We start from the raw sequence: 21,811 nt of genomic DNA, 5'->3' as shown, positions 1-21,811 counted from the left end.
AGTCGCCCGAATGGGTGGAGACTGCCTCGGCTGGCTCCAGTCCGAAGGACCAGGGCCCGGTCCCGGCGGAACGCCGGGAGGTGCCCAAAGATAGTCAGGACCAAAGGCGCGCGAGCCACGACCAGAGTCCAGGTTTCGGGTTGTCAGGTTTCGCTGTACTGGCCGGCACTATTGGTCTCTCGGTCGGATCGAAGTAGCGGGCTTTGGCGCGACAATCTTTGGCACGGACACTGTTTATCTGCTCTTGCGACATATCACCCGCCCAACGAACCTTGCCCTTGTCGATCCAGTAGTGGGAACGACAGGGGAAACTCCAATTGCCAATCGAAGGATGAAGCGACACCGAAACGCCGTCATATGACAGCTTCCAGTCGGTGGGGCTGAGCGGCGTGACGACTTCCAGGCCGCATCCGCAGCAGCATTTGTGCGCGACCGTGGCGTACTCCATCGACACGTAAAGAGTATGCTCGGCGAGTTGGTCCGGGACGCCTGTGACAAATTCCGTGTCGAGGACAATGGGCTGTCTCATGGCGTGTCATCGTTCAGGAGCATGTTGCCGTCCAGCGTGTAGGTGCAATGATGTTCGTCATCCAGATCGAGGTAGAATCCGAACAGCTTCTTCCACTTGATGACCGCCAGAGCCGCGTTTAGCGCGTTTAGGTCGGCAATTTGGATGTTCTTGGCGTACAGGTCGTTGGCTGCGCCAGCCGAAAGGCCGATGCGCTTCTTCTCGCGGACATGCGCCCTCATGCGTTCGGTGCTCGTGGTCGTCCTCACGATGCCATGCAGCTTGTTGCCCACGAGGTCGATGCCCATGCCGACATCGATGTAGGGGATGCCCAAGGCCTCCAGCTTCTCAATTATCGGCCCCTTCGCGGCGCCGCTATCAACACAGAGGAAAACGAATGCCATCCCGTCGAGGCAATCCGCATTCGCGGCATCGATGTGGAAATCGTGCGCTACGATGTTCCGGCGCATCGGCGTATAGCGGTCGCGAAAATAGTAGACCTTTTTTGGCGCGGCCTTCAGTTCGGCAAGCGTTGCGGCTCCGGGCGAGCGGAACGCGTTGTGTTGGAGGTAATGGTCACCGTCAAAGAGATGGATCTCATTGACCGGTGTTTTCGCCACCAGGTCGAGGACGTAGGAACCCGTGCCGCCAAGGCCGATGATCGCCACCTTGGGCAGGGCCAGCTTCTGCGATACTGCGTAGATACCGGCGCGGCTTGAGGCTGTGTCCAGATACTCGAATACGGAATCGGGGTCGCCGGCCTCGATCACTCGGAACGTCTTCGCTGTGGCCGTCGGATCGATGGCCGCCGCGTGGCTCGACACTATATCCGCGTAGGTGGTCATCTTGTGGTGGTAGTCCTGATACCCGTTGACGGGCTTGCTCGAAAACGAGTGGTCCACCACGAGACCGTCGCCGAGATTCTGGCGGCTGCTGCCGTTGACGATCTTGGTCAGAGGACGCCCATGTCGATCGCAGGGATGCTCGCCGGCGAACAGGACGACATGGGTGTCTGGCATCGCCGTGACCTGCCCGGCGAGACTGAGCGTCGAGACCAGCAACCCTCGCTTCACTGCGCGCTTGCTGTTGACGTAGGGCACGTTACGGAGAACGAGGTGGCTGGCTCTGATTTCCACCTCGTACCCGTCTTCCTTCAGCCTAGCGAGATCCGGGCTACGACTTATCAGTAGCGGTGACATTGAAGATCATGCCCTTCTTGATTTTCACGGTCTCGCCCTCGACGAGCGAGCCTTCGGGCTTTTCGCCCTGGCCGCGTCGGTAGGTGATCGTGAAGACAATGTTCTCGCCCGTCGGCGGCGTTTCGAAGGCGAGCTCCACGAGCTGCGCGAAAGTGACTTCCTTGCCGGTCACGGTCTTCTCGCGGCCATTCACTACGATGGTGATGTCCTTGTCTTGGTGGTTGTCGTTATCGTCGTGACCACCGTGGCCGTGGTTGTCGGGGTAGTTGTTGCCGTTGCGACGGGGTTTGTGATCGTCGTTCATTTTTTTCCTCCTTTCTGCGGTTCAGCCCTTGGGCGGGAACGGGTCGCCGCCGTGGCTGTCGCTGCTGGCGATGCGGCCGTCCTGGTTGTGGATGCGCAGCTCGGTGTCCTGATTGCGGCTGACGGTGCGGCCGCTCTCGATGGCTTCGCGCTTGGTTTCGTGGTGGCTGCTGGCGCGTTCAGCGCCACCGCGCTTCACGTCCCATCCCCCGTTCGGGTTCGGGACGACATGGTGGGTTTTCGGCCCCTTGCTCATCGTTCCGGTCTCCTTGACCTGTTACATCGCGGAACTGCGGTTCCGCGTATCCGCTAATTAGCGTATTTTGATGTCAAAAACAAGGCCAGCCGATTCTTGAGCCGACGGCATTGTTTACAGGTGGTCGAAGAGGGAAGGTCCCGCGGACGTTACGCCCAAGATGTTCAGCCGGAGAAGCCGCACCCGGGCAGCATCCGCCGACACCTGGAACGCTTCCTGAACCCGCGCGATCAGGGTCTGACCGTGTTCGGTACCGGTGCCGATGACGCCGAACAGCCCGTTCGCTTCCTGATATGCCCCGACGACGCGGCGGATATAGGACACCGGCATCAAGAGCGCGCCGCAGGCATGGCCCGCTTGCCATTCCATCCAGTCGGTTTGGACGGCTTCCAGCATCGTGTCTCGCTTGCAAATCTGTTTGTTGGCATTCGGATTCCGCCGGAGCAGATCGGCGCCGGGCGGTTCGACCTCCCAAAGATAGGCATGGAAATGCACATGCCCGTACTCGTGGGTCAGGGTCGTGCGGAGGCGATTCTCGCGCCGTTCGTCGTTGGACAGGTTCTCGGCGATGCGGACGATCGGTTTCCGGCCCGGCTGGAACTCGGTCAAGCCCTCTACCTCAGGGCCATAAGAGGACAGGTCAGCGTAACCGTCGAAATCTTCGGTGTCGCGCTCGATCAGGAGCGTGAGATCGTCGGTCGTGACCGGGAACTCGGCCTTGCCGTATTTGTTCTTCAGGAACCCCGTGATGATGTTTTCGCATTCACGGTCGAGTTCTTCGGGCTTGTAGTGCGGACGCTGAGAGAAACGCCCTGTCGTGTCACGAACGTACCTCACCATCCGCTACCGCCTCACTTGCTTTCTGGCTTGCCGCGGAAGGCGACCATCACGTTGGCGACTTCCTGCTGCGAGAGCTTCCGTTCCCGCAGGTCTGCGGGAAACTTGCCGGCTAGGTAGTACAGCCAGTCCGCTTCGATGCTGAGAATGTCTGCAAATTGCTGGACCATCCGGTCGGATGAGGGGCTGCGCCGGTCGTGCTCGATGTCATTGAGATACTGCGGTGAAATCGCTTCCGCGTCCTCACGCAAGATCTTTTGGGCCAACTCTTTCTGGCTCCAAGATCGCGCCTTACGCGCTTGGCTTATGGCGCGTCCGAAGGTATCCGCTCTGTCGGTCATGCTCCTCCACCATGATACGCTTATTCGCTAATCAGCGTATTCTCGTGCATAGACGAGGTCAAGTTCGCCGCATGATGCCTTGGGCCTGTTTCGTCATGCCGCTCCCATCCGGGAACCAAATCCGGAGGGGAGCGCACAGACTTTGGCGTCGAGCGGTACTTTCATTTTGGCTGCGCCTTGTTTCGCTTCGGCCCCGGTCTTTCGACCGGGGCCTTTGCCTGATGCGATCAGTCGCCGCGGCGGGTGTTGGGGCGGGACCAGATGAGGCTGTAGCCCTCGCCGTCTTCGTCATCGAAGAGGTTGGCGTAGATGGGCGCGGCGAAGCTCGGATCGTCCAGCTTCAGGCCCAGGTATTCGCGGCCGCTGTCGTTCGATTTCTTCGTCCAGGCGGCGCCGATCTCGGCGCGGCCAACCAGGACCCGGTGGCTGGGGGCGTTCTCGCCCGAGGCCCGCAGATCGGGGACGAGGCGCACGCCCTTGGCCTGCAGGCTGAGGGTGAAGATTTCGCCGGTGTACTCGTTGCCGGTCTTCTTGAAGGTGCCGATGGTCGCCATGTTCTTTCTCCGTTTTCTCTCTGTTTCGGGCCCGCGTCCTTGCGGCCTCGATGGCGATCGACAGCCCGGAGGCGACCACTGGCGCAGTCCCCTTGGGGACCCTGACAGCACAGGAGGAACTTTCTTGTCCCGCGAGGAATGACGGTGCCCGCACCGGCAGGGGAAGAAAGTTGTGACGACGCTGTTGCGCCGAAGCGGTCGAGGCGAAGACGTCCTTCGGGCAGATCAGCCCATCACCAGAGGCCGTTTGGACGCGGGCTGGGACAGAAGACCCACGGAGATCAAGGCGACCCTGAAAGCCCGTCAGGAGAGGCAGGACAAGCGCCACCGGCGATGTGAACCACCACTGCCGACGCCAGGCCAGCTTGCGCCTTCCCCCTTGGCCTGCAGCCGCGCGGCTCCCGCCGCTCCACTGGTTCTGGTCTGCCAGCGTGATGGCAGAAAACGGACGATGTTCGAACGACCAAGCCGCAACTGGCCAAAGAAGCTGGTCGATCCGGGCTGACACGACGAGTTCAACTGCCCACCTCAATGACGATTTGGCAGTAGGGCATTGCCCTCCTCCCCCTGCCCTACCAACCGCTGCGTCGATGATGGTCTGGCAAAGGCCCGTCGATGCCCGGGGCCGTGCAGCCGTGGAAATCCGCATGCCACAGCGGGCGACCCATGATGATTGCCGCCCGTGCCAAACTACGCCGAACAAATGCGAACACCCCCCGACGAAACCGCCGGAGGGTGCGACAGGGCCAGGACTTGCTAGCCAGTTTGCGGGCTGCCCACGTCAGTCGATCGCCTTAAACATCTCGCCAGCCTCGGGATGGTCGCCCGCGAACTCGTAAAGCCGCATATAGGCCTCGGACAGTTGGTCGGCCTCATGCCGGAACGAGAGATGGGACAAGGCAAAGAGCGTTGCGATGATCCCGGCGGCCTCGGCCGAGACCTCGCCCATATAGCCGTTGGTCTCGCAGAAGATGCGGAACCGCTTGTCAGCGTCGGGCGACATGAACAGGGGCTGGCCGCCCCGCTCGTGGAAGTGCCAGAGACCTCCGGCGTAATCATCGGGGGCCAGCCAGGACATGAACTGATAGACGGACCGCTCGCCGATCAGCATCAGAGTGGGGCTGAAGAGTTCGGGCAGGAACGCCATGCGGCGCGCCTCGGGCACAAGGGTGGCAGGTTTCTGGGCAATTGCAGCGTGGGTCATCGGGAATCCTCCGGATCAAGGGTGAATGGCACGCCCCGGCGGTTCTCTCGGCCCGCCCGAACGCGCCCGATTTCCGGCCCAACTCTCCCTCTCCGGCGGTCGCGGCGTTGATTATGTTCCCTATCTGTTCTATATTGGTAGGAAGGATCCGCATGGGAGACCCATCATGGACGCTGCCCCCTTCGCCTTGCCCGCCACCGAACGCCAGATCGCCTATGCGCGGTCGCTGGAGCTGCGAAACCAGAGCCTGCTTCCCTGGGAGGTCCAACAGGACCGTCGCTCGCTCAGCGCCTGGATCGAGGCGCAGGCGAAGCTGAAGCCTGCTGACATCAGCCAGCCGACCTCGAAACAGGTCGCCTTTGCCGAACGGCTGGCGCGGATCAAACACCGCGCCGTGCCGGATGAATGTTTTCGGGACCGGCAATTGCTGTCGCGCTGGATCCACAGCAACCGGTAGCGCGCGACCGGGATTCGGAACGGGCGAAAACGGGTTTCGGGACGGCTATCCGAAGCGCCGCCCTTCCTCGGTGAAGGTATAGCCGTTGGCGACCAGCGTCTCGTCGACAGCTTCATCCGAGGTCAGGTAGTCGTATTCCCGCTCGAGCTGGCGGTAGAGCCAGTTGGCAAGATCGCGCAGGGCGCCGATGACGATGGCCTCGGCATCGCCGACGATCTCCGCCGAGGCCGAACTGTCCCGCGTCACAGAGACGGCCATGGTGAAGGCATGGTAGTAATTGCCGCGGTGGGTGACCTCGGCGCGCAGCTGGTAGAAATTCTGCCGCTGCACCGCCTGCAAGGTCTCCCCGATGCGGTGCAGGGCCTGATCCTGCGGCGCATAGGCGCGAAGTTCCGCAGCGGCAGATTTCCGGTAGGAGTAGGAGCCTTCCCAAGCCGCGCCATCACCCTGCGACCAGAAGCCGGTGAACCAGATGCACGGTTCCTCGCGGGAGCGACCGCCGACTAGTCGAACGGTCCGGCTCTTCAGGCGGATGCCGAGGATCTCCGCGATGCGCTGGAAATCCTCATAGACGGCGTCGTACCAGTCATGGTCGAAGCCGCCCTCGCGATACCAGGCGCGTGCCCTGTCCTTGGCGCCTTCGGGAAGTTCATCAAGGCGATAGACGGTCGTGGCGATCACTTGGGGCATGAGCGGTTCCTCATTTGCATGGCCCGGTCTTTTGCCGGGGGCGGGTTTCTGGAAGGAGGGAAGGATCAGGCGGCCAGGGCGAGATCGACTGCGGCCGCTGCAAGGTCGCGCCAGAAAGGGTCGACCAGCCGCCCTTCCAGCACGCGGGCGCGGGCGAGCAGCGCAGCGGCAGCGGGATCGCCGGCGTCCGTTGCTGCGCGCGCTTCGGCCCGAAGCCCGCAAGCCTCAGCCACCACGCGCCGCGCCTCGGCGTCGCCGTTGACCGGAGCGCACCAGTGGATGCGGCCCGCCTGCACGGCGCCCGCCAGAACGACGCCATGTTCGGCATCGAGGATGGTGACGAACTGCGGCACCAGTCGCAGGACCGCATCGCGGCCGGCGTCGATATGGCCGGAAGCGACAGCTTTGCTGGCTACGGTCATGGCCGCGGCCAGGTCACCGCAGGTGCCGAGATCGACATCGCGGTCGAAGTGCAGCTGATCGAGCGCCGCATCGTCCCAATGCGCGCAGCAGCTGCAGCTGATCCGCAGGGGCAAGCGGCCCGCGAGTCGCAAATGGGCGATGGCCTCGCCGACCAGGTTGTCGCCGGGGCCCCGGAAGGCAGTTTGTGAAATGGGTGCAGTCATCGGGATCACTCCGCGAAGGGCGGCAGGAGACTCTCTCCCACCCTGAAACCCGTCACGGAACCACCCGCCCACCTCTCCCTCTGGCGGGCGCCCGACCGATGACCGGGCAGCCGCTGTAAGGGGGATCACCCCCCTGCCCTGCCCCGCCACCCGATGAAGCTCGACGGGCCGTCATAGACGGCATGGCGCGCCTCATCGATGACGAAGCCGAAGGGGCCTACCTTGTACTCCCGGGAAGGGACAAGGAAGCGACGCTCCTCGGATTTCGGATCGCGCCGCCCACCCCGTGTGGCGATCACCTCGGTGAAGCCGCGATGCTGGTCGGAATAGATCGCCGAGATCACCACCCAGTCGGTCGCATGGTCGCGGACAAAGGGTTCGCCGTCACGCCTGCGGGACTCGCCGGGCTTGAGCGCCCGGCCATGGATCGCCTCCCAGGCATCCGGCCAGCTGTGGCGCAGAGTTTCGTCGGCCTCACGGCACTCAAGGCCCGTGAAGAGATTGGGCCAGGCGGTCGCGACAGCGGCCCAGGCGGCATCCTCCTCGTACCAACCGCCCGGGTTTCGAAGTAGCGGATGGACTTGGGCATTGCGGTCCGCCGTCAGGTGGAACCCGCCATGGCCGGAGGTCGAGTGGAACACCACCTCCTCGCCGTAGCGGACCGCGCCCTGCGATGGTCCCCAGGGCGTGTTGGCGTGCGCGCGGAATTCCTGCCGACGTAGACCGGCCTTCTCGCCCTGATGCTCGGCCTGTTCCAGAACGAGGACGCGGAAAGCCACCTCGTCGGAAACTTCGCCGCCATGACCGTAGAAGTCGGACCGCTTCCAATCCGACAGGGGTTTGGAGAGGCGCCAGCCGCCGCCGAGGAAATACCGGCCATCAGCCGTGGGGATCATGGCATAGGCGGCATCGCCGATCCGGGCGACTGTCAGGCCATCGACACTGCGGCCGAATTCCGGGATGGGGAAAGAGGCGGGGGCGCGGGAAGAAACGGCAGTGTTCATGCGACCAGCGCCTCCGCCGCGTCGTCGTCTTCGCCATTCAGCGCAGCGGTCAACCATTCATGGGTGCTGATCCAGCCGACGCTCTTTCGCGCACCGAGGTCGATGACATGCGCGCCGCCGCCAAACGCTTCCAGCCGGGGCCGGGAACAGGTATGGGCATAGTCGAAACCCCAGAGGCCGGTAAGGTCGAGAGCTTCCGCCAGCCGCAGCACGAAGCGGATGACGCCTTCGACATCGCCCTGGCCGTCGTCATCATGGAACCAGAGGATCGAACTGCCGGGGCCGTCCTGAAGCGAAACGGCGAAGCCCGAGAACTCGGGTTCATCAGAGTCCTCTTCTGCCAGGTGCAACCGCTCGAGGATTTCAAGCGCAGTAATGGCCTTGTCAGCCGTGCCCACGTCCAGGACGCAGGAGAATTGGGTGAAATAGTCAGCCACGATGGGCTCCTTTCAGGATGAGAAACCCGGGCCACGAAGCCGGATCAGGGTTGGATGGCAAAAGAGGAGAGAAATCAGCCCGCTTCCGCGGGCTGAGGGGCCTCAGTGGCGGCCTGTGCGGCTGCATGGGCCAGCAAGAGCTCGCGGTAGTAGCGCTTGCGCGCATCGCGCCAGCTGCGAACCGCGAGCGTGTCGGGGTGCAACCGCCGGATCGCCGTGCGCAGCACCTTAAGGAGCGAGACCTCAGGCGACAGACCGAGGTCCTGGTATGCGCGGCTCATGTCAGCTGACCTCCCGCACGGGGTCAGCCAGATGCGGGTCGACCTCGGGCTCGATCTTCTGGGTCCGGCCCATCCAGGCCTCAGCCCTGATCGACCGCGCCCAGTCGGCAAAGCTGGGGATGAAGCCCAGATCCTCGCGGACGTGCTGCTCGCCGACCCAACGGGTCGGGATCACCCGACCGGTCGACAGGGTCAGGGTTTTCCCGTGGACTTGCTCCAGCAGGAATATCCCCTCGGCATGATGGCGCAGCGCCCGATGCCGAAAGTCGGCCAGGATGAGTTTTGAGGCGTCGAAAAATTCATGACAGGCGAGGTAGTCTTCGACCGTCCCGCCCCATTTCTTCACCGAAGAGAGGGCGTGGTGATACGGATGTGCCATCGTCTTCCCTCAGAAATCATGGGTGAAGAGTTCGGACGACGTGAACCGTTCGTTGAACTCGAGGTGGATGGTCCGCGCGCGGGCATCGATGCAGAATTCGCCCCAGGCGCCATCATTGTCCTGCCAGCCGGAATGGGTATCGGAGAGGAGGTCGTAGACCAGTTCTTCGATAGCGGCCTCGAGGGTCAGACGGTGCTCGGTGGGTGCCCCGCTCTGCCAGTCGATGCCGGCAAAGGTGATCTGGGCGGCGGGCAGCGTGATGCTCTGGTCGGTATCATTGCGGGCCTCGATGTTTTCGATCTGCCCGCTGTCGCCCGAGCCGTCAAAGCTGACGAGGACATGGGCGATGCCGACGAGGCGCAGCCCGTCGAAGAGCACCTCCTTGTTCCGCGCGTGCAGCGCCACTTCGGCAGCGTCACGCTCGGCCTGCTCGGCCATGATCCGCGCCAGGTCGGTCGCGGTCTCGGCGGGAGCCGCAGCGCGGCCGGGAAGATGGATGGTCATTTCGGAATCTCCTGGGAGAGTGGGTTACAGATGAGCCCGCCGCCGCTCTCTTTGTCTCAGCGGGCTCGCCCTGGCCGCTCCCCCCCTCAACCTCTCCCTTGCCGGACCCTTCGGTTCGGCGCCGTTTCCCCTGTTCGGGCGCGCTGGAACAGCGCGACCCGGAGAGGGGTGAGGCGCTTGCGCGCCTCATTGCCAGGGATCGATTTCCAGGGCGACGAGCGCCTCGTCGCCATCGTATTCATCCGACGGCATCGCCCCATGCGTGCCGTCCCCGGCCTGAAACACGGTGATCGCGACCATCAGCGTGGCGGCGAGGCTGGCGGCGTAAGCGGTGGCATCCTGTCTGGACATGGGGTCGGCTCCTGTCTTCCTGGGGGCGGAGGACCATCCCCCGCGCGACAGGCGCCCGAAGTGTCTGACCGGATCTGCAATCACCCTCGTGCGTTCGGCTCGCCCGAATCCGCGAGGGCGGCACGCGCGCGTAGCCGACCCCTCTGGGGTTGAATGTCAAAGAGACGGATCAGACCAAGGACAGCGAATGGAAGCGGGGGATGGGGCTTTGACCCGAGACCGGAGCCCTACCCTGTCAGAGGATGCCCACCGCTCGCCAGCCTTGCGGCCACGCAGGCCGCCAGCGATCAGCGTGGTTCAGACTGGGGTTACACCAGCCCAACTACCGCCGTTGAATACGAGGTTTTCCCTGTGCCCGACCCGACCTCTGGCGTGAGGCTGCTGCGCGCCGAGCTTCATCCACCCCAGCTTCCTTCCGGCCCGACAGGAAATCCCGAGAGGGATGGGTGAGCCGTGCGCGCCAAAGAAGCATGATCCTGGAATGCCCCGCGCCGTCGGGTTCTGAATGGATAAATCGGATAATAGTCCGATCTAAGGGCGTTAATCCGGAATACTGTCCGCGTTGTCATCTACTCCGTTGACCTCCGCGGCAAGTTGGCCTAAAACGGACAGAAATACGGTTATACCAGCATAAGGCGGATTTTTCTCCGATCAGAATATGTCTTCTTACCAAGTTCAGACTGCTCTCAAGCGACTTGGCCATGACATCCGTGTCGCCCGTAAGAAGCGCAGGATGTCCGTCGCGGATTTCTGCGAGCGCCTGGGAGTGACCGACAAGACGCTCGCCAAGCTCGAGATGGGTGATGGCGGTGTGCGGCTCGAGACACTGGCCATGGCGCTCATGGTCCTGGGCGAACTCCACCGGCTCGGCGAAATCCTGGATCCGGCGAAGGACGATACCGGCTTGGTCCTTGAACAGGCCCGCCTGCCAGAGCGGATCACCGGCCGCCGCAAGCTGCCGTCGGCCAAATCGACCACCACCGAGGCACGGTCGGATGTGATCGATGATGATGGGAGCGCCTTCTGATGGTCGTGGCACGTGTCGCGCTAGGGAACGGGCTGGTTCCGGTCGGTCGTCTGGTCTTCGAGACGGACGGGCGGCGTGCGCATTCCACCTTCATCTATGACCAGGAATGGATCGACAACCCGCGTGGATTCGATCTCTGCCCACAAATGCCACGGTCGAGCGCGCCTTATCACGCCAGCTCTGGCGGGCGCGACAGCCGGAAGCGCGATGTCATCGCCGGGCCCTTTGCGGATACCTCCCCGGACAGTTGGGGTCGCAAGCTGATGCGCCGGATTCTGGGCGAGGGGGCAACCGAGTTCGACTTCTTGACCACATGCGACGATACTGCGCGCCAAGGCGCGCTGCGCTTTCTGCAAGAAGATGGTGAACCATTCCCGCAAATCGGAAGGCCAGTCCCGCGGCTGGCTGAAATCGAGGAGCTTCTCAAGATCGCGCAAAGGTTCGAACGGGATCCCGTCGGCGCAGAGCAAGATGCGCTGGATCTCGTCGGCGCCGCCGGCACACCAGGCGGGGCGCGGCCAAAGGCCAATATGAGGGATGGCGACCGGCTTTGGCTCGCCAAGTTCACCTCCATCAACGACACTTGGCCGGTGGAGCGTCTCGAAGTGGCGACGATGAAGCTCGCCGGGACCCTTGGTCTGCGCACGCCGGAATGCCGCCTCGAACTGCCCGGCAGCTCGCACCCGATCGGTCTCTTCAGCCGTTTTGATCGTCGGGATGGCGGCCGGGTCCCCTATATCTCCGCGCGCACAGCCCTCGGCAAGGTTGGGTATGCGAGCGGCTATTACACCGACATCGCCGACATTATTCGCACCATCTCGGCCCGGCCCGGTGACGATCTGCTGGAAATCTGGCGCCGGATGGTTCTCGGGATCCTTGTCACCAACACGGATGACCACCTGAAAAACCACGGGTTCATCTATGCGGGACAGAACCTCTGGCGCCTTTCGCCGCTCTTCGACGTCAATCCGCAGCCCCGTCGCCACGCACAGATGGAAACCGGAATCAGCCCGATCCATGGGCATGAGCCAGACATCGCCGCGGCGATCGATGCGGCCGAGTTCTTCGATGTTAGTGTTCCGGAAGCCCGTATCCTGGCGCGGGATATGGCGCGAAGCATCCACGACAACTGGCGGGAGGAGTTGCGCCGCCAAGGGCTGGGCGGCGCAGAGCTGAACGCTTGTGCTCCTGCCTTCGAACATGAGCGCATGGATGCGGCACTCGGGCTGTAGCGAGTAGGGGTTTTCGGTACTGTCGGATAACCCCATGCGTGTCGATTGGGGGGCTATGCGGCAATAGCTTCGGCCCCGGTCTTTCGACCGGGGCCTTTGCCTGATGCGATCAGTCGCCGCGGCGGGTGTTGGGGCGGGACCAGATGAGGCTGTAGCCCTCGCCGTCTTCGTCATCGAAGAGGTTGGCGTAGATGGGCGCGGCGAAGCTCGGATCGTCCAGCTTCAGGCCCAGGTATTCGCGGCCGCTGTCGTTCGATTTCTTCGTCCAGGCGGCGCCGATCTCGGCGCGGCCAACCAGGACCCGGTGGCTGGGGGCGTTCTCGCCCGAGGCCCGCAGATCGGGGACGAGGCGCACGCCCTTGGCCTGCAGGCTGAGGGTGAAGATTTCGCCGGTGTACTCGTTGCCGGTCTTCTTGAAGGTGCCGATGGTCGCCATGTTCTTTCTCCGTTTTCTCTCTGTTTCGGGCCCGCGTCCTTGCGGCCTCGATGGCGATCGACAGCCCGGAGGCGACCACTGGCGCAGTCCCCTTGGGGACCCTGACAGCACAGGAGGAACTTTCTTGTCCCGCGAGGAATGACGGTGCCCGCACCGGCAGGGGAAGAAAGTTGTGACGACGCTGTTGCGCCGAAGCGGTCGAGGCGAAGACGTCCTTCGGGCAGATCAGCCCATCACCAGAGGCCGTTTGGACGCGGGCTGGGACAGAAGACCCACGGAGATCAAGGCGACCCTGAAAGCCCGTCAGGAGAGGCAGGACAAGCGCCACCGGCGATGTGAACCACCACTGCCGACGCCAGGCCAGCTTGCGCCTTCCCCCTTGGCCTGCAGCCGCGCGGCTCCCGCCGCTCCACTGGTTCTGGTCTGCCAGCGTGATGGCAGAAAACGGACGATGTTCGAACGACCAAGCCGCAACTGGCCAAAGAAGCTGGTCGATCCGGGCTGACACGACGAGTTCAACTGCCCACCTCAATGACGATTTGGCAGTAGGGCATTGCCCTCCTCCCCCTGCCCTACCAACCGCTGCGTCGATGATGGTCTGGCAAAGGCCCGTCGATGCCCGGGGCCAGGGCAATTGAAGCTCATCTTGAACGAAACACGAACGGGCGCTATCCTTGTTCAGCATATTGTGAACCCGGGACCGGAATGACACCATATCGTGATTGGGATCGGGATTCCGGCATCCGAGCCTACGAAATCGGCTCCACGCATGTGGATGTCGCGTTCAAGGATGGCGCGATCTATCGCTACACCTCGGTGTCGGCCGGTCAGGCCAATATCGACCGCATGATTGTGCTGGCGCGCGCTGGCGATGGGCTGAACGAATTCATCAATCGGGCCGTGAAGACGCGGTATTCCGAGCGGCTTGCCTGAACTGCCGGCTCGCCATCCGCCCCCATGAGAAAACGGGGTGACCGAAGCCACCCCGTTCATGGTCACTCCGCGGCGATCAGCTGCCGGCGCTCCTCCTCGTCGTCGGGCTGAACCTCGTCATCGCTCGTGAGGAAGGAAGGCAGTTCGACGCCGGCGTCCTCAGTCTCCGCCACCTGGCCCAGGTCAGCGTCGTCGAGGCGCAGCGGCTCGGGCAGCCAGCCGGAGCCGTCGAGGAGACGCTCGGCCTCGCGCGCCATGTCGCCCTTCTTCAGATGGTCGATCAGCTGCGCAGCGCCCTCGCCCACCCCTTCGCGCACGGCCTCCAGAATGCGGCTCTTGGTGACGCGGTCGAGATAGTTGGCGACCGTGGGCTTCCAGCCCGCTTGGACAAGATCGAGCCGGGTGGTGCGGGCCAGACGGTCGGCCTCGCGCAGACGGCGGTCGAGACCGTGCTGGCTGATCCCCATGCCGCTGTAAGGGTTCGGACGCTCGTAGAGGGCGTTCACCCCGAAGCTGAGGCAATGGGCGAGGAGCGCCTGGCGACTGGCCTCGTCCAGTGCGTGGAGCCAGTCCCAGAGCACATCGTCCCCCTGCCCGAGCGGCAAGTCCGCCTTCCAGGCAGCGTGGCGGGCGTCGATGCTCTGCGAGGGCAGGCTGTCGGCCAGATCGGCAGACTGCACGGGCAGGTGAATGTCCCGCACGGTCGCCTCGACGGCGCTGCCCGAACTGCGAGAGACGAAGCAATCCGTTGCCAGCTTGTGCAGGAGTGCCGTCATGGCGATGCGCGGGTTGTTGGCCACGGCATCGCGCAGCGCCAGGGTGCGATGCGCCGTCAGCTCGATGACGAGCCGCTCCGGCAGCGACTTGATCGCATCGCCTTCGTCCTCGTCATCCTCGGGCGCGCCGGTCTCGCCACCCATGCTGATCACCGCAGCGCGACTTTCGCTGCGATCCGCATCCATGGACGCAGTGCGATCGGGGTTATCGTCGGAGACTTCGCCCGTCGGCGCCACCCACTGTTCGTCTTCAGGACGAACGAAGCCGCGCTCGATCAGCAAGGTGCCGTCGCTGTCGATGCTGACGAAGGCCCCTGCCCTGCCGACCTCAGCGGGATCGAAGGCCATCGGGCGGCTGTCGAAAGCGCCAAGGAGACGCTCGATCTCACCAAGCCGCTGATCGACGTCCTCGGGAAGATCGTCAGCCTCTGCATACTCGGCCTCCAGCCGATCGTATTCGTCGCGCAACGCTTCCCGCGTGGCCCGCTCGTCGTCCGTCAGACCGACCGTGGTGCCCAGAAGCTCGCGCAGGCCCATGGTGTGGCCGTAGGGGAAGCCCACGGCGACCTCGATCCACTTCCAGCCTTCGGCCGCGATGGCTTCCGCTTCCGCTTTCAGCTTCTCGCCCACCAGACGCTCCAGCAGCACCGGGTCTTGCAACCAGCCGCCATCATCCCTCTCGAAGAGGTCACGCAGGACGTAGCCGCCGGCACCTTCGTAGGCCTCGATCCCGAGGAAGCGAACGCGCTTGTCAGACGCCCGCACTGCGCTCTCCGTCAGCATGCGCCGGATCTGGTAGGGCTCCTTCGACCAGGAGCTTTTGACCGCTTCCCAGACCTGCGCCTGACGCGCATGGTCGCTGGAAACGGTGAAGGCCTTCAGTTGCTCCAGGGTCATGCCGTCTTCTGCATAGATATCCAGAAGCGCGGGGGCGACAGTGACAAGGCGCAGGCGCTCCTTCACCACCTTCACATCGACGAAGAAGGCCGCGGCGATGGCCTCCTCGGTCATGCCCTTCTCGCGCAGGACCTGAAAGGCCCGGAACTGGTCCAGCGGATGCAAGGGCGCGCGCTCGATGTTCTCGGCGAGCGAGACCTCGTCGATCAACACGGAGTCATCGGCCGCGCTGACGATGCAGGGCACCGGGGCGGACTTCGCCAAACGTTTCTGCTTCACCAGGAGCTCCAGCGCCCGGTAGCGCCGCCCGCCGGCGGGAACTTCGAACTTGCCAGTCTCGGCACCGTCCTCGCCGATCACCGGACGGACGTGCAGGCTCTGGATCAACCCGCGGCGGGCGATGGACTCGGCCAGCTCATCGACCGAGACGCCGGCCTTCACCCGCCGGACGTTGGCCTGGCTCAGAACCAGATTGTGGAAGGGAATATCCCGCGACGAGGCGAGGGTGATTTTCTGCATGTTGGTCATCGGACCGATCTCCCGACGGGCGCCGAGAGCCTCTCCCTCGGTCTCCAACCCGTCGAAAACCTCCTGCCCTCCTCTTCCTCTGACACCGCGCCGCCGAAGAGCACCCGCGCGTCATCCGAGATCACCCCGGCCGCGCAGGCTGACTTCCCGGCCCGCACCGACGATGATGTGGTCGTGCAGGGTGAGGCCGAGGACGCCACAGGCCTTCTGCACCTCCTTCGTCATGGCGATGTCGGCGTCCGATGGCTCGGGATCGCCGGACGGGTGGTTGTGGACCAGGATCAGCGCCGAGGCGTTTAGGTCCAGGGCGCGCCTGACGACCTCGCGCGGATAGACCGGGACGTGATCGACGGTGCCGACGCCCAAGCGCTCATCGGAGATGAGCCGGTTCTTTCGGTCAAGATAGAGGACGTGAAACCGTTCGACCTCGCCACGTACCGACAGGGCGCAGTAGTCCATCAAGGCGGCCCATGAGGTCAGGACCGGGTTGCTATTCATGTGGCGCGCGAGGATCTCGCGGGCGGCGAAGATGGTGGCTTGCTCCTGCGCGGTCAGCTCAGTGCTGCCAGCGCTGCGGGAAACGAAGGCTGTGGGGTGTTCGGAAAATCGGGTCATTCGGCTCTCACGAGGTGACCCGGCCAAGATCGGCCCGGCAGCATTGCGCTACCCTGGCGGAGTTGGCCGGGAAGGAGGAAAGGGGAGGACTATGCTGACGGACAGAAGGCCGACGGGCCCTCTGCCCTACTGCGGAGGTCAGCCGACCCGGTCGAGGAGCTTCTTGGCGCGGCCTTCCATGTCGAGACGCGCATCCTGCTGGGTCTTGTCCCGCGCGAGCCGGGTGATGCCCTGCACGAAGTCGAAGATGCTTTCGGGCGGGCGGCTCTCCTCCATCAGCACCTTCTCGATGATCTTGGAGGACTCGGCCTTGGAGAAGCCGCGCTTGCGCAGGAAGTCGTCGCGGTCCTCATCCGTCCGCGCCACGATCTGCTGCCGCGCCGCCTTGATCCCGTTCACGAAGCCCTGCGCCGACGAGTTGGCGAAGCGCGTCAGCGCGGGCGCGGCATCATGGGCAAAGCGCGAGGCCGCGTATTTCGAGTGCCGGATGGTGATCTCCTGGAAGTCCTCGACGCCCCAGAGATTGCGATTCTGGCACACGGCGCGGAGATAGAAGCTCGCGATCCCAAGTGTCTTGGCGCCGACCTCCGAGTTCCAGCAATAGAACCCCCGAAAGTAGAGATCGGGGGAGCCGTCGGGCAGCCTTCCCGCCTCGATCGGATTGTGATCGTCGACCAGGAACAGGAAGACGTCGCGGTCCGAGGCATAGAGCGTCGTCGTGTCCCGGCTGATCTCGACATCGGGGTTGTAGACCCCGGTCGACCAGTCGAGCACCCCCGGCACTTTCCAGCGCGTATCGCCGGTGCCGTTGCCCGCGATGCGCTGCACCGCCTCGACCAGCTCGTGGTCATGAATCCGGCCGTAGTCGGGTCCAGTGACGGCCCGCAACTCGGTTCGGCCATCCTCGGTCTCGAACGTCTTCACCTGCTCGGCGCGGTGGTTGCTGAGGCCGTATTGCAGATTGATCCCGGCCAGCGGCGCGGGCAGTTGCCGCAGGTAGGAGGCCGGGGCGCCGACGATGCTGGCGAGCTGGCCGAACGCCCAATGCGTCGGGGCAACCGGCTCCTTGGCCTTGGGCAACACCAGATGCAGTCGTTCGACACTGTCGCGCGCGGCCTCGACGCGGATGTCGGCGGTCTGCACCACCCGGCTACGGCTTCGTTCCGAACGGACCTTCACCGAGGCCCAGAGATCGCCGAGCGAGAGATACCTCTCGTCATCGGGCCGGTTGAACCATTCGGACGACACCCGCCCGTTCCGCTCGCCGCGGCTCACATCCACCTTGTAGCCGCCCGACTTCACCGGCCGCACGGGGTCCCGAATTTCCACATTGTTCATGTCAATCTCTCCATGACGGGCGCCGGAAGCCTCTCTCCCGGCCTTGGCCCGTCACAGGCCAAGAGGCTCCCTCTAACTCTTCGCCCTTCCGGAACCCAAGAGGACAGGGGGCAGAAAGTCACATTAAATATCTGATCTTACTTATAAAAAAGGCCACTTGCCAATTGGCAACTATCTGATGGGATTGGCTTCAGCAAACTTCCGGAAGAACGCTAGGAATGCCCTATCCGGATCGTCCGCGGGGGGCTTTCCGGCTGCCCAGGCGCGCCATTCACCTTCCACGAAATAGATATCGTAGCCTGCATGCCGAAGGCGCGCGGTCTCGTAGGTTTCTGTCCGCAGTGGCGTACCACGCGACTGGAGCCATGCCGGTCGGGGTTTCAACTCCGGGGCCTTCGGCCGCTGATCGGGTGTCGCCTCAACAGGAGCGGACGGGACTACCCTGTCCTCTGTGCCGGCAGCTCTAATACGTCGTCCGACCTTGGAGAACTGGAGAGCACGCCCTGCTGCGCCGGTTGCCTCCTCATCCTTCCGCCACCATTTGAGCTCAACATGTGTGACGCTTCGGCCAGATTTCAGGGGCTCAAACGCCACCATGAAATCCGAAAGGTCGTTCACCTCTGCTACGGCCGGATCAAGAGCTCGAAGCTTGAGGTTTGACCAGGAAGTCAGCTTTCCCTTCGGCACGCCAAGGATGCCCCGAAGTGCGTCAAGCGAAAACCGCTCTGCTGACCTCCAACGCAAGTTTCCTCGCTTCTGCACCATCTCGTACAGCGTTAGCGAGTATTTGGATGAAAGCGCGAACATCACCTCGCGCTGAAGGCGCGCGAAAACGGTTGAGTTCGCGATGATCTTTCGCAATCGCGCAGGAATTTCGTACTCGATCAAACCGTCAGACCGCAGTGCTTCGATGTTCCCTCCCAGCAACTGTACTCGCTCGATCGCCGGTCCGCCGTCCCAGTTGACAGACACCTTGACGACCGCCGACATCAAGCGCTCCAAGCTTTCGCCAACCCGGTCATTCGAGTTGTGTTTGCCGCGCAGTGCCGATTTCGAGATGATGTGGCTCACGGGCTTGTCGATGGCATCCCATGCGTTCTCAAGAAGCTGGTTGTAAATTCTCCGATCGTTGAGGCTCAGGGGTGTGACCTCGATCAGATCAACCAGTTCGCCTGGCTTGATCAGACTGTCGGCACTTGGCCGAGCATCGATGGTGCGATAGGGTTTTTCAGCCATGGAGCCCATACATGCTTTGTCTTACTTTTGTAGTTTGAAGTGAGTAAGCGAGCAAGTGTCTGGTAGCGCTCAGATCGGCAGACCTCGGGCCAGCACCCAATTTGTAAGTTCATCACGCGAGGACGAATCAGGGGCGATTCGCAGGCGATTGAAACCAAAGAGAAATCTGCAGCCGGACACCTTGAGAGGCGGCGTCACCCGAAATGTAAGTCTTCGACCAGCTGCAAAAGGTAAGTCTTCCCGCCCCGATTCGTAAGTTCTACACTCCCAGAATGTATGGCCAAGCACCCAGGAAGTAAGGTAAGGCGTGTATTATCTATGCTTTACAGCCGCTTACGGCATGCGAACCCTAGAACCAGAAAGAATCTGAACTCTTAGGGGTTTTCTTTGTGGATTATTTTTCAGGAAGAAGGTTGCGCTGACCGACAGCTCTCATCGAAACCCTACTTTTTGGGATGGGGCGACATCGTGATGGGAGCAGACTATCGACTTTGTGAGCCACGCCAGAGAAAGAGCGGAAGTCGACGTCAAGTTGGCTGTTTTCCGGAGGATCGCCATCGAGAGGGTGATTTCCGAACTTTACCCTGCGTGGAAGATGCAGCATGATTCGAGCATAACCATAGAAGAGAGCAGTTGATGGACGATACCGTGCTGCCACCGGTCACGCTGAGCGAGCTTACCCTCCTAACACGTCGCGCGGCGACCGTGATCGAGCGCCTGAGAGAGCGCGTCTTCGCTCCGAATTCGGAGAAGCGCCTGGATATCCGTTTCAACGTCCGAACCGCCGCTGAGATGGTAGGCCGGACGGAGAAGGCGATCAGAGACGCTGAAGCGGACGGACGACTACCTGAACCCGACAAAGATGCGGAGACGGGGCGCCGCACGGGATACACACTCGCGCAAGTCAACAAGATGCGAGAGGTCTTCGGTACCTTGCCGCACCGCGGTGCGGATGACCCTCCGCTTGTTCTCGCCGTACAGAACTTCAAAGGCGGCGTCGGCAAGTCAACCATCGTCAGCCACTTGGCGCAGTTCTTCGCGCTAAAGGGCTACCGCGTCTGCGTTATCGACTGCGACAGCCAAGCGTCTTCAACGGCGATCTTCGGTATGAACCCAGACGTGGACGTGGATGAGGAGGAAGACACGCTCTACCCCTTCCTACGCCACGGCGGGCCGAAGTCACTGCACTACGCTCTGCGGGCGACCTACTGGCCCGGGATTGCCCTGATTCCGGCTAATCTAGGACTCTACGACGCGGAATATGAGTTTGCGGCGAGGATGGCACGAGAACCCACCTTCATCCTTGACCGGTTGCGCGATGGGATTGCGAGCATATCCGACCAGTTCGACGTGGTCCTCCTGGACCCGCCGCCTGCCTTGGGTATGATTTCCCTCTCAGTTCTACGGGCCGCCAATGCTCTTCTGATACCGGCGCCTCCGAGTAACATCGATTTCGCCTCGACAGCACATTTTCTGAAAATGATGGAGGCGACGCTAACCGAGCTTTCGAAGTTTGGCGGCGAAAGATCGTACAGCTTCGTGAAGATTCTGGCGTCCAAAATGAATGATCAGAAGTCCGCACATGTGGCCATCAAGCGCATGATGGATGCGGTGTTTCCTCAGGACATGCTTCAGTCGGTCCTGAAGGACAGCGCAGAAATCGACAATGCGACGGCCAACCTTTCGACAGTTTATGAGCTGACCGGACCAAGCACGCGGACTGAAACGCACAAGCGGTGCCGTGCATACCTTGATGCGGTCGGTCGAGAGATTGAAACCTTGGCTCGCAAGACTTGGCCGAGCCATCATCGTGCGCTTCGCAAGGAGGGAGTGCTGTGAGCAAGCGTCATGACGCGATCTTCGAGGATGTCCTCAAAGATCTGAACAACGAATCTACGCCAGGGGAAGAAGACCGCGGCGGCACGCGGTTTCTCCGCAGGTCAAATGCTCTGGCTGACGTCGGGGAGCGCGAAGAAAAGGTCCTGCGTTGGGTGGATCCCGCCTTGTGCATCATGTGGGATCGTCACAACCGTGCCTACGATCTGCTGAACGAAGACAACTGCCGTGACCTGATCGACTCGATCAAGTCTCAAGGCCAACAGGAATTTCCGGCCATCGTTCGCAAACTGCGGAAGGGCCACAGTGCTGAGTACGAAGTCATCTGCGGGGCACGGCGCCATTTTGCCGTGTCGTGGCTTCGTGCGAACAACTACCCGCAGTTCCGCTATCTTATCGAAGTTCGCGATCTCTCAGATGAAGAAGCTTTCCGTCTCGCTGACGTCGAAAACCGTGATCGGGAGGACATCTCGGACTTCGAACGGGCTCGGGATTATGCTGCGGCGCTTGAGCAGTATTATGGCGGGCGACAGAAGGCGATGGCCGAGCGCCTTGAGGTTTCGGAGGGGTGGCTATCGCGCTACCTGAATCTGGCACGGCTTCCCGATCAGGTGGTCGCCGCGTACCCATCAATTCGCGAGATCAAAGAGCTCCACGCGCGCGTCTTGAAGCCGTTACTGGCGGACCCGAAGGTCGCATCGTCCGTAATGCAGGCGGCTCGTGACCTAGCCGAAAGACAGGCTGCTGCGCGAGCAGGGCAGGGGGCTCCGATTGAGGCTTCTACAGTGCTTTCATTTCTCAAATCCGCAGCTTCGGGCCCGAAGCGCACGCGACCTCCGGAGCAGATTTTTCGGGGTGATGCGGACAGCACTGGGGTGACACTTAGAAAGCGTGGGTCGAAGGTTGTTCTGGAGTTCAGCGATAAGCTTTCTGACGCATCGCTGCGGGCTGCTTTTGAAGCCTATCTCGCAAACAGAAGCGCTGGGCGGAAGTAAGTTGCCAATTGGCAAGAAGGGGATTTTCGCA

Annotated in this window: 27 protein-coding genes; 6 read left to right on the top strand and 21 right to left on the bottom strand. The window is 62.6% G+C overall.

Annotation, left to right across the window (positions count from 1 at the left end; translation table 11 throughout):
* Window positions 1-94: 94 nt before the first annotated feature.
* The 8 genes from OU426_RS16475 to OU426_RS16440 all read right to left on the bottom strand — a co-directional run bounded on the left by OU426_RS16475 (window position 95) and on the right by OU426_RS16440 (window position 5,202).
* Window positions 95-529 carry a ubiquitination-like system serine protease family protein gene (locus OU426_RS16475; RefSeq protein WP_267635203.1) on the bottom strand — a complete coding sequence of 145 codons (435 nt, stop codon included), beginning with the start codon at window positions 527-529 and terminating at the stop codon, window positions 95-97.
* A complete protein-coding gene (locus tag OU426_RS16470; RefSeq protein ID WP_267635202.1) occupies window positions 526-1,707 on the bottom strand; it encodes a ThiF family adenylyltransferase in 1,182 nt (393 codons plus the stop codon). Before OU426_RS16470 ends, OU426_RS16475 begins: the two co-directional genes overlap by 4 nt.
* Complete coding sequence (locus OU426_RS16465; protein ID WP_267635201.1) at window positions 1,682-2,011, bottom strand: multiubiquitin domain-containing protein; 330 nt, start codon at window positions 2,009-2,011, stop codon at window positions 1,682-1,684. Before OU426_RS16465 ends, OU426_RS16470 begins: the two co-directional genes overlap by 26 nt.
* Window positions 2,012-2,032: 21 nt before the next feature.
* Window positions 2,033-2,266, bottom strand: a complete 234-nt coding sequence (locus OU426_RS16460) for a DUF2188 domain-containing protein (protein ID WP_267635200.1) — start codon at window positions 2,264-2,266, stop codon at window positions 2,033-2,035.
* 114 nt (window positions 2,267-2,380) lie between these two features.
* Window positions 2,381-3,106, bottom strand: a complete 726-nt coding sequence (locus OU426_RS16455) for a hypothetical protein (protein WP_267635199.1) — start codon at window positions 3,104-3,106, stop codon at window positions 2,381-2,383.
* 11 nt (window positions 3,107-3,117) lie between these two features.
* Window positions 3,118-3,444, bottom strand: coding sequence for a helix-turn-helix domain-containing protein (locus OU426_RS16450; RefSeq protein WP_267635198.1), 327 nt, complete (start codon window positions 3,442-3,444; stop codon window positions 3,118-3,120).
* A 227-nt stretch (window positions 3,445-3,671) separates the two neighbouring features.
* Entirely contained in the window at window positions 3,672-3,998 is a 327-nt protein-coding gene (locus OU426_RS16445) for a DUF736 domain-containing protein (RefSeq protein ID WP_267635177.1), read from the bottom strand.
* A 781-nt stretch (window positions 3,999-4,779) separates the two neighbouring features.
* Window positions 4,780-5,202, bottom strand: coding sequence for an antirestriction protein (locus tag OU426_RS16440; RefSeq protein WP_267635196.1), 423 nt, complete (start codon window positions 5,200-5,202; stop codon window positions 4,780-4,782).
* Between the two features lie 166 nt (window positions 5,203-5,368).
* Here OU426_RS16440 and OU426_RS16435 point away from each other — a divergent pair, with 166 nt between their 5' ends.
* Window positions 5,369-5,659, top strand: coding sequence for a hypothetical protein (locus OU426_RS16435; protein WP_267635195.1), 291 nt, complete (start codon window positions 5,369-5,371; stop codon window positions 5,657-5,659).
* Window positions 5,660-5,704: 45 nt separating this feature from the next.
* On the opposite strand, the gene OU426_RS16430 is transcribed toward OU426_RS16435, so the two are convergent.
* The 8 genes from OU426_RS16430 to OU426_RS16395 form a co-directional block, all read right to left on the bottom strand.
* Window positions 5,705-6,349, bottom strand: a complete 645-nt coding sequence (locus tag OU426_RS16430; RefSeq protein WP_267635194.1) for a DUF8835 domain-containing pootine — start codon at window positions 6,347-6,349, stop codon at window positions 5,705-5,707.
* A gap of 65 nt (window positions 6,350-6,414) precedes the next feature.
* On the bottom strand, window positions 6,415-6,975 hold the full coding sequence (locus tag OU426_RS16425) for a hypothetical protein (RefSeq protein WP_267635193.1): 561 nt from the start codon (window positions 6,973-6,975) through the stop codon (window positions 6,415-6,417).
* Between the two features lie 125 nt (window positions 6,976-7,100).
* Entirely contained in the window at window positions 7,101-7,979 is an 879-nt protein-coding gene (locus OU426_RS16420) for a DUF7007 domain-containing protein (protein ID WP_267635192.1), read from the bottom strand.
* Window positions 7,976-8,416: a hypothetical protein gene (locus tag OU426_RS16415; protein ID WP_267635191.1), complete on the bottom strand. Its 441-nt coding sequence runs from the start codon at window positions 8,414-8,416 to the stop codon at window positions 7,976-7,978. The genes OU426_RS16420 and OU426_RS16415 overlap by 4 nt, the downstream gene beginning before the upstream one ends.
* A gap of 74 nt (window positions 8,417-8,490) precedes the next feature.
* Window positions 8,491-8,697, bottom strand: coding sequence for a hypothetical protein (locus tag OU426_RS16410; protein WP_267635190.1), 207 nt, complete (start codon window positions 8,695-8,697; stop codon window positions 8,491-8,493).
* 1 nt (window position 8,698) lies between these two features.
* Complete coding sequence (locus OU426_RS16405; protein ID WP_267635188.1) at window positions 8,699-9,076, bottom strand: DUF6915 family protein; 378 nt, start codon at window positions 9,074-9,076, stop codon at window positions 8,699-8,701.
* Between the two features lie 9 nt (window positions 9,077-9,085).
* Window positions 9,086-9,580, bottom strand: a complete 495-nt coding sequence (locus tag OU426_RS16400; protein WP_267635183.1) for a DUF6878 family protein — start codon at window positions 9,578-9,580, stop codon at window positions 9,086-9,088.
* 186 nt (window positions 9,581-9,766) lie between these two features.
* Window positions 9,767-9,931, bottom strand: a complete 165-nt coding sequence (locus tag OU426_RS16395; protein WP_267635181.1) for a hypothetical protein — start codon at window positions 9,929-9,931, stop codon at window positions 9,767-9,769.
* 658 nt (window positions 9,932-10,589) lie between these two features.
* Between OU426_RS16395 and OU426_RS16390 the strand changes: the two genes are divergently transcribed.
* Both OU426_RS16390 and OU426_RS16385 read left to right on the top strand, forming a co-directional pair.
* On the top strand, window positions 10,590-10,958 hold the full coding sequence (locus OU426_RS16390) for a helix-turn-helix transcriptional regulator (protein ID WP_267635180.1): 369 nt from the start codon (window positions 10,590-10,592) through the stop codon (window positions 10,956-10,958).
* Entirely contained in the window at window positions 10,958-12,190 is a 1,233-nt protein-coding gene (locus tag OU426_RS16385) for a type II toxin-antitoxin system HipA family toxin (RefSeq protein ID WP_267635179.1), read from the top strand. The genes OU426_RS16390 and OU426_RS16385 overlap by 1 nt, the downstream gene beginning before the upstream one ends.
* Window positions 12,191-12,299: 109 nt before the next feature.
* On the opposite strand, the gene OU426_RS16380 is transcribed toward OU426_RS16385, so the two are convergent.
* A complete protein-coding gene (locus OU426_RS16380) occupies window positions 12,300-12,626 on the bottom strand; it encodes a DUF736 domain-containing protein (protein ID WP_267635177.1) in 327 nt (108 codons plus the stop codon).
* A gap of 705 nt (window positions 12,627-13,331) precedes the next feature.
* Here OU426_RS16380 and OU426_RS16375 point away from each other — a divergent pair.
* A complete protein-coding gene (locus OU426_RS16375) occupies window positions 13,332-13,559 on the top strand; it encodes a hypothetical protein (RefSeq protein ID WP_267635176.1) in 228 nt (75 codons plus the stop codon).
* A gap of 62 nt (window positions 13,560-13,621) precedes the next feature.
* On the opposite strand, the gene OU426_RS16370 is transcribed toward OU426_RS16375, so the two are convergent.
* The 4 genes from OU426_RS16370 to OU426_RS16355 all read right to left on the bottom strand — a co-directional run bounded on the left by OU426_RS16370 (window position 13,622) and on the right by OU426_RS16355 (window position 18,949).
* Entirely contained in the window at window positions 13,622-15,760 is a 2,139-nt protein-coding gene (locus OU426_RS16370; protein WP_267635174.1) for a ParB/RepB/Spo0J family partition protein, read from the bottom strand.
* Between the two features lie 111 nt (window positions 15,761-15,871).
* Window positions 15,872-16,315 carry a JAB domain-containing protein gene (locus OU426_RS16365; RefSeq protein ID WP_324289831.1) on the bottom strand — a complete coding sequence of 148 codons (444 nt, stop codon included), beginning with the start codon at window positions 16,313-16,315 and terminating at the stop codon, window positions 15,872-15,874.
* 198 nt (window positions 16,316-16,513) lie between these two features.
* Window positions 16,514-17,713 carry a DUF932 domain-containing protein gene (locus OU426_RS16360; RefSeq protein WP_267635171.1) on the bottom strand — a complete coding sequence of 400 codons (1,200 nt, stop codon included), beginning with the start codon at window positions 17,711-17,713 and terminating at the stop codon, window positions 16,514-16,516.
* A gap of 171 nt (window positions 17,714-17,884) precedes the next feature.
* Complete coding sequence (locus tag OU426_RS16355; protein ID WP_267635170.1) at window positions 17,885-18,949, bottom strand: RepB family plasmid replication initiator protein; 1,065 nt, start codon at window positions 18,947-18,949, stop codon at window positions 17,885-17,887.
* 636 nt (window positions 18,950-19,585) lie between these two features.
* Here OU426_RS16355 and OU426_RS16350 point away from each other — a divergent pair.
* Complete coding sequence (locus OU426_RS16350) at window positions 19,586-20,788, top strand: AAA family ATPase (RefSeq protein WP_267635169.1); 1,203 nt, start codon at window positions 19,586-19,588, stop codon at window positions 20,786-20,788.
* A complete protein-coding gene (locus tag OU426_RS16345; RefSeq protein WP_267635168.1) occupies window positions 20,785-21,780 on the top strand; it encodes a ParB/RepB/Spo0J family partition protein in 996 nt (331 codons plus the stop codon). The genes OU426_RS16350 and OU426_RS16345 overlap by 4 nt, the downstream gene beginning before the upstream one ends.
* The last annotated feature ends 31 nt before the right edge of the window (window positions 21,781-21,811 follow it).

The sequence above is a fragment of the Frigidibacter sp. RF13 genome (assembly GCF_026626305.1).
Classification (GTDB): Bacteria; Pseudomonadota; Alphaproteobacteria; order Rhodobacterales; family Rhodobacteraceae; genus TMP-24.
Note: the sequence above shows the minus strand (reverse complement) of the source record. Positions and strands in the feature narration are given on the sequence as shown.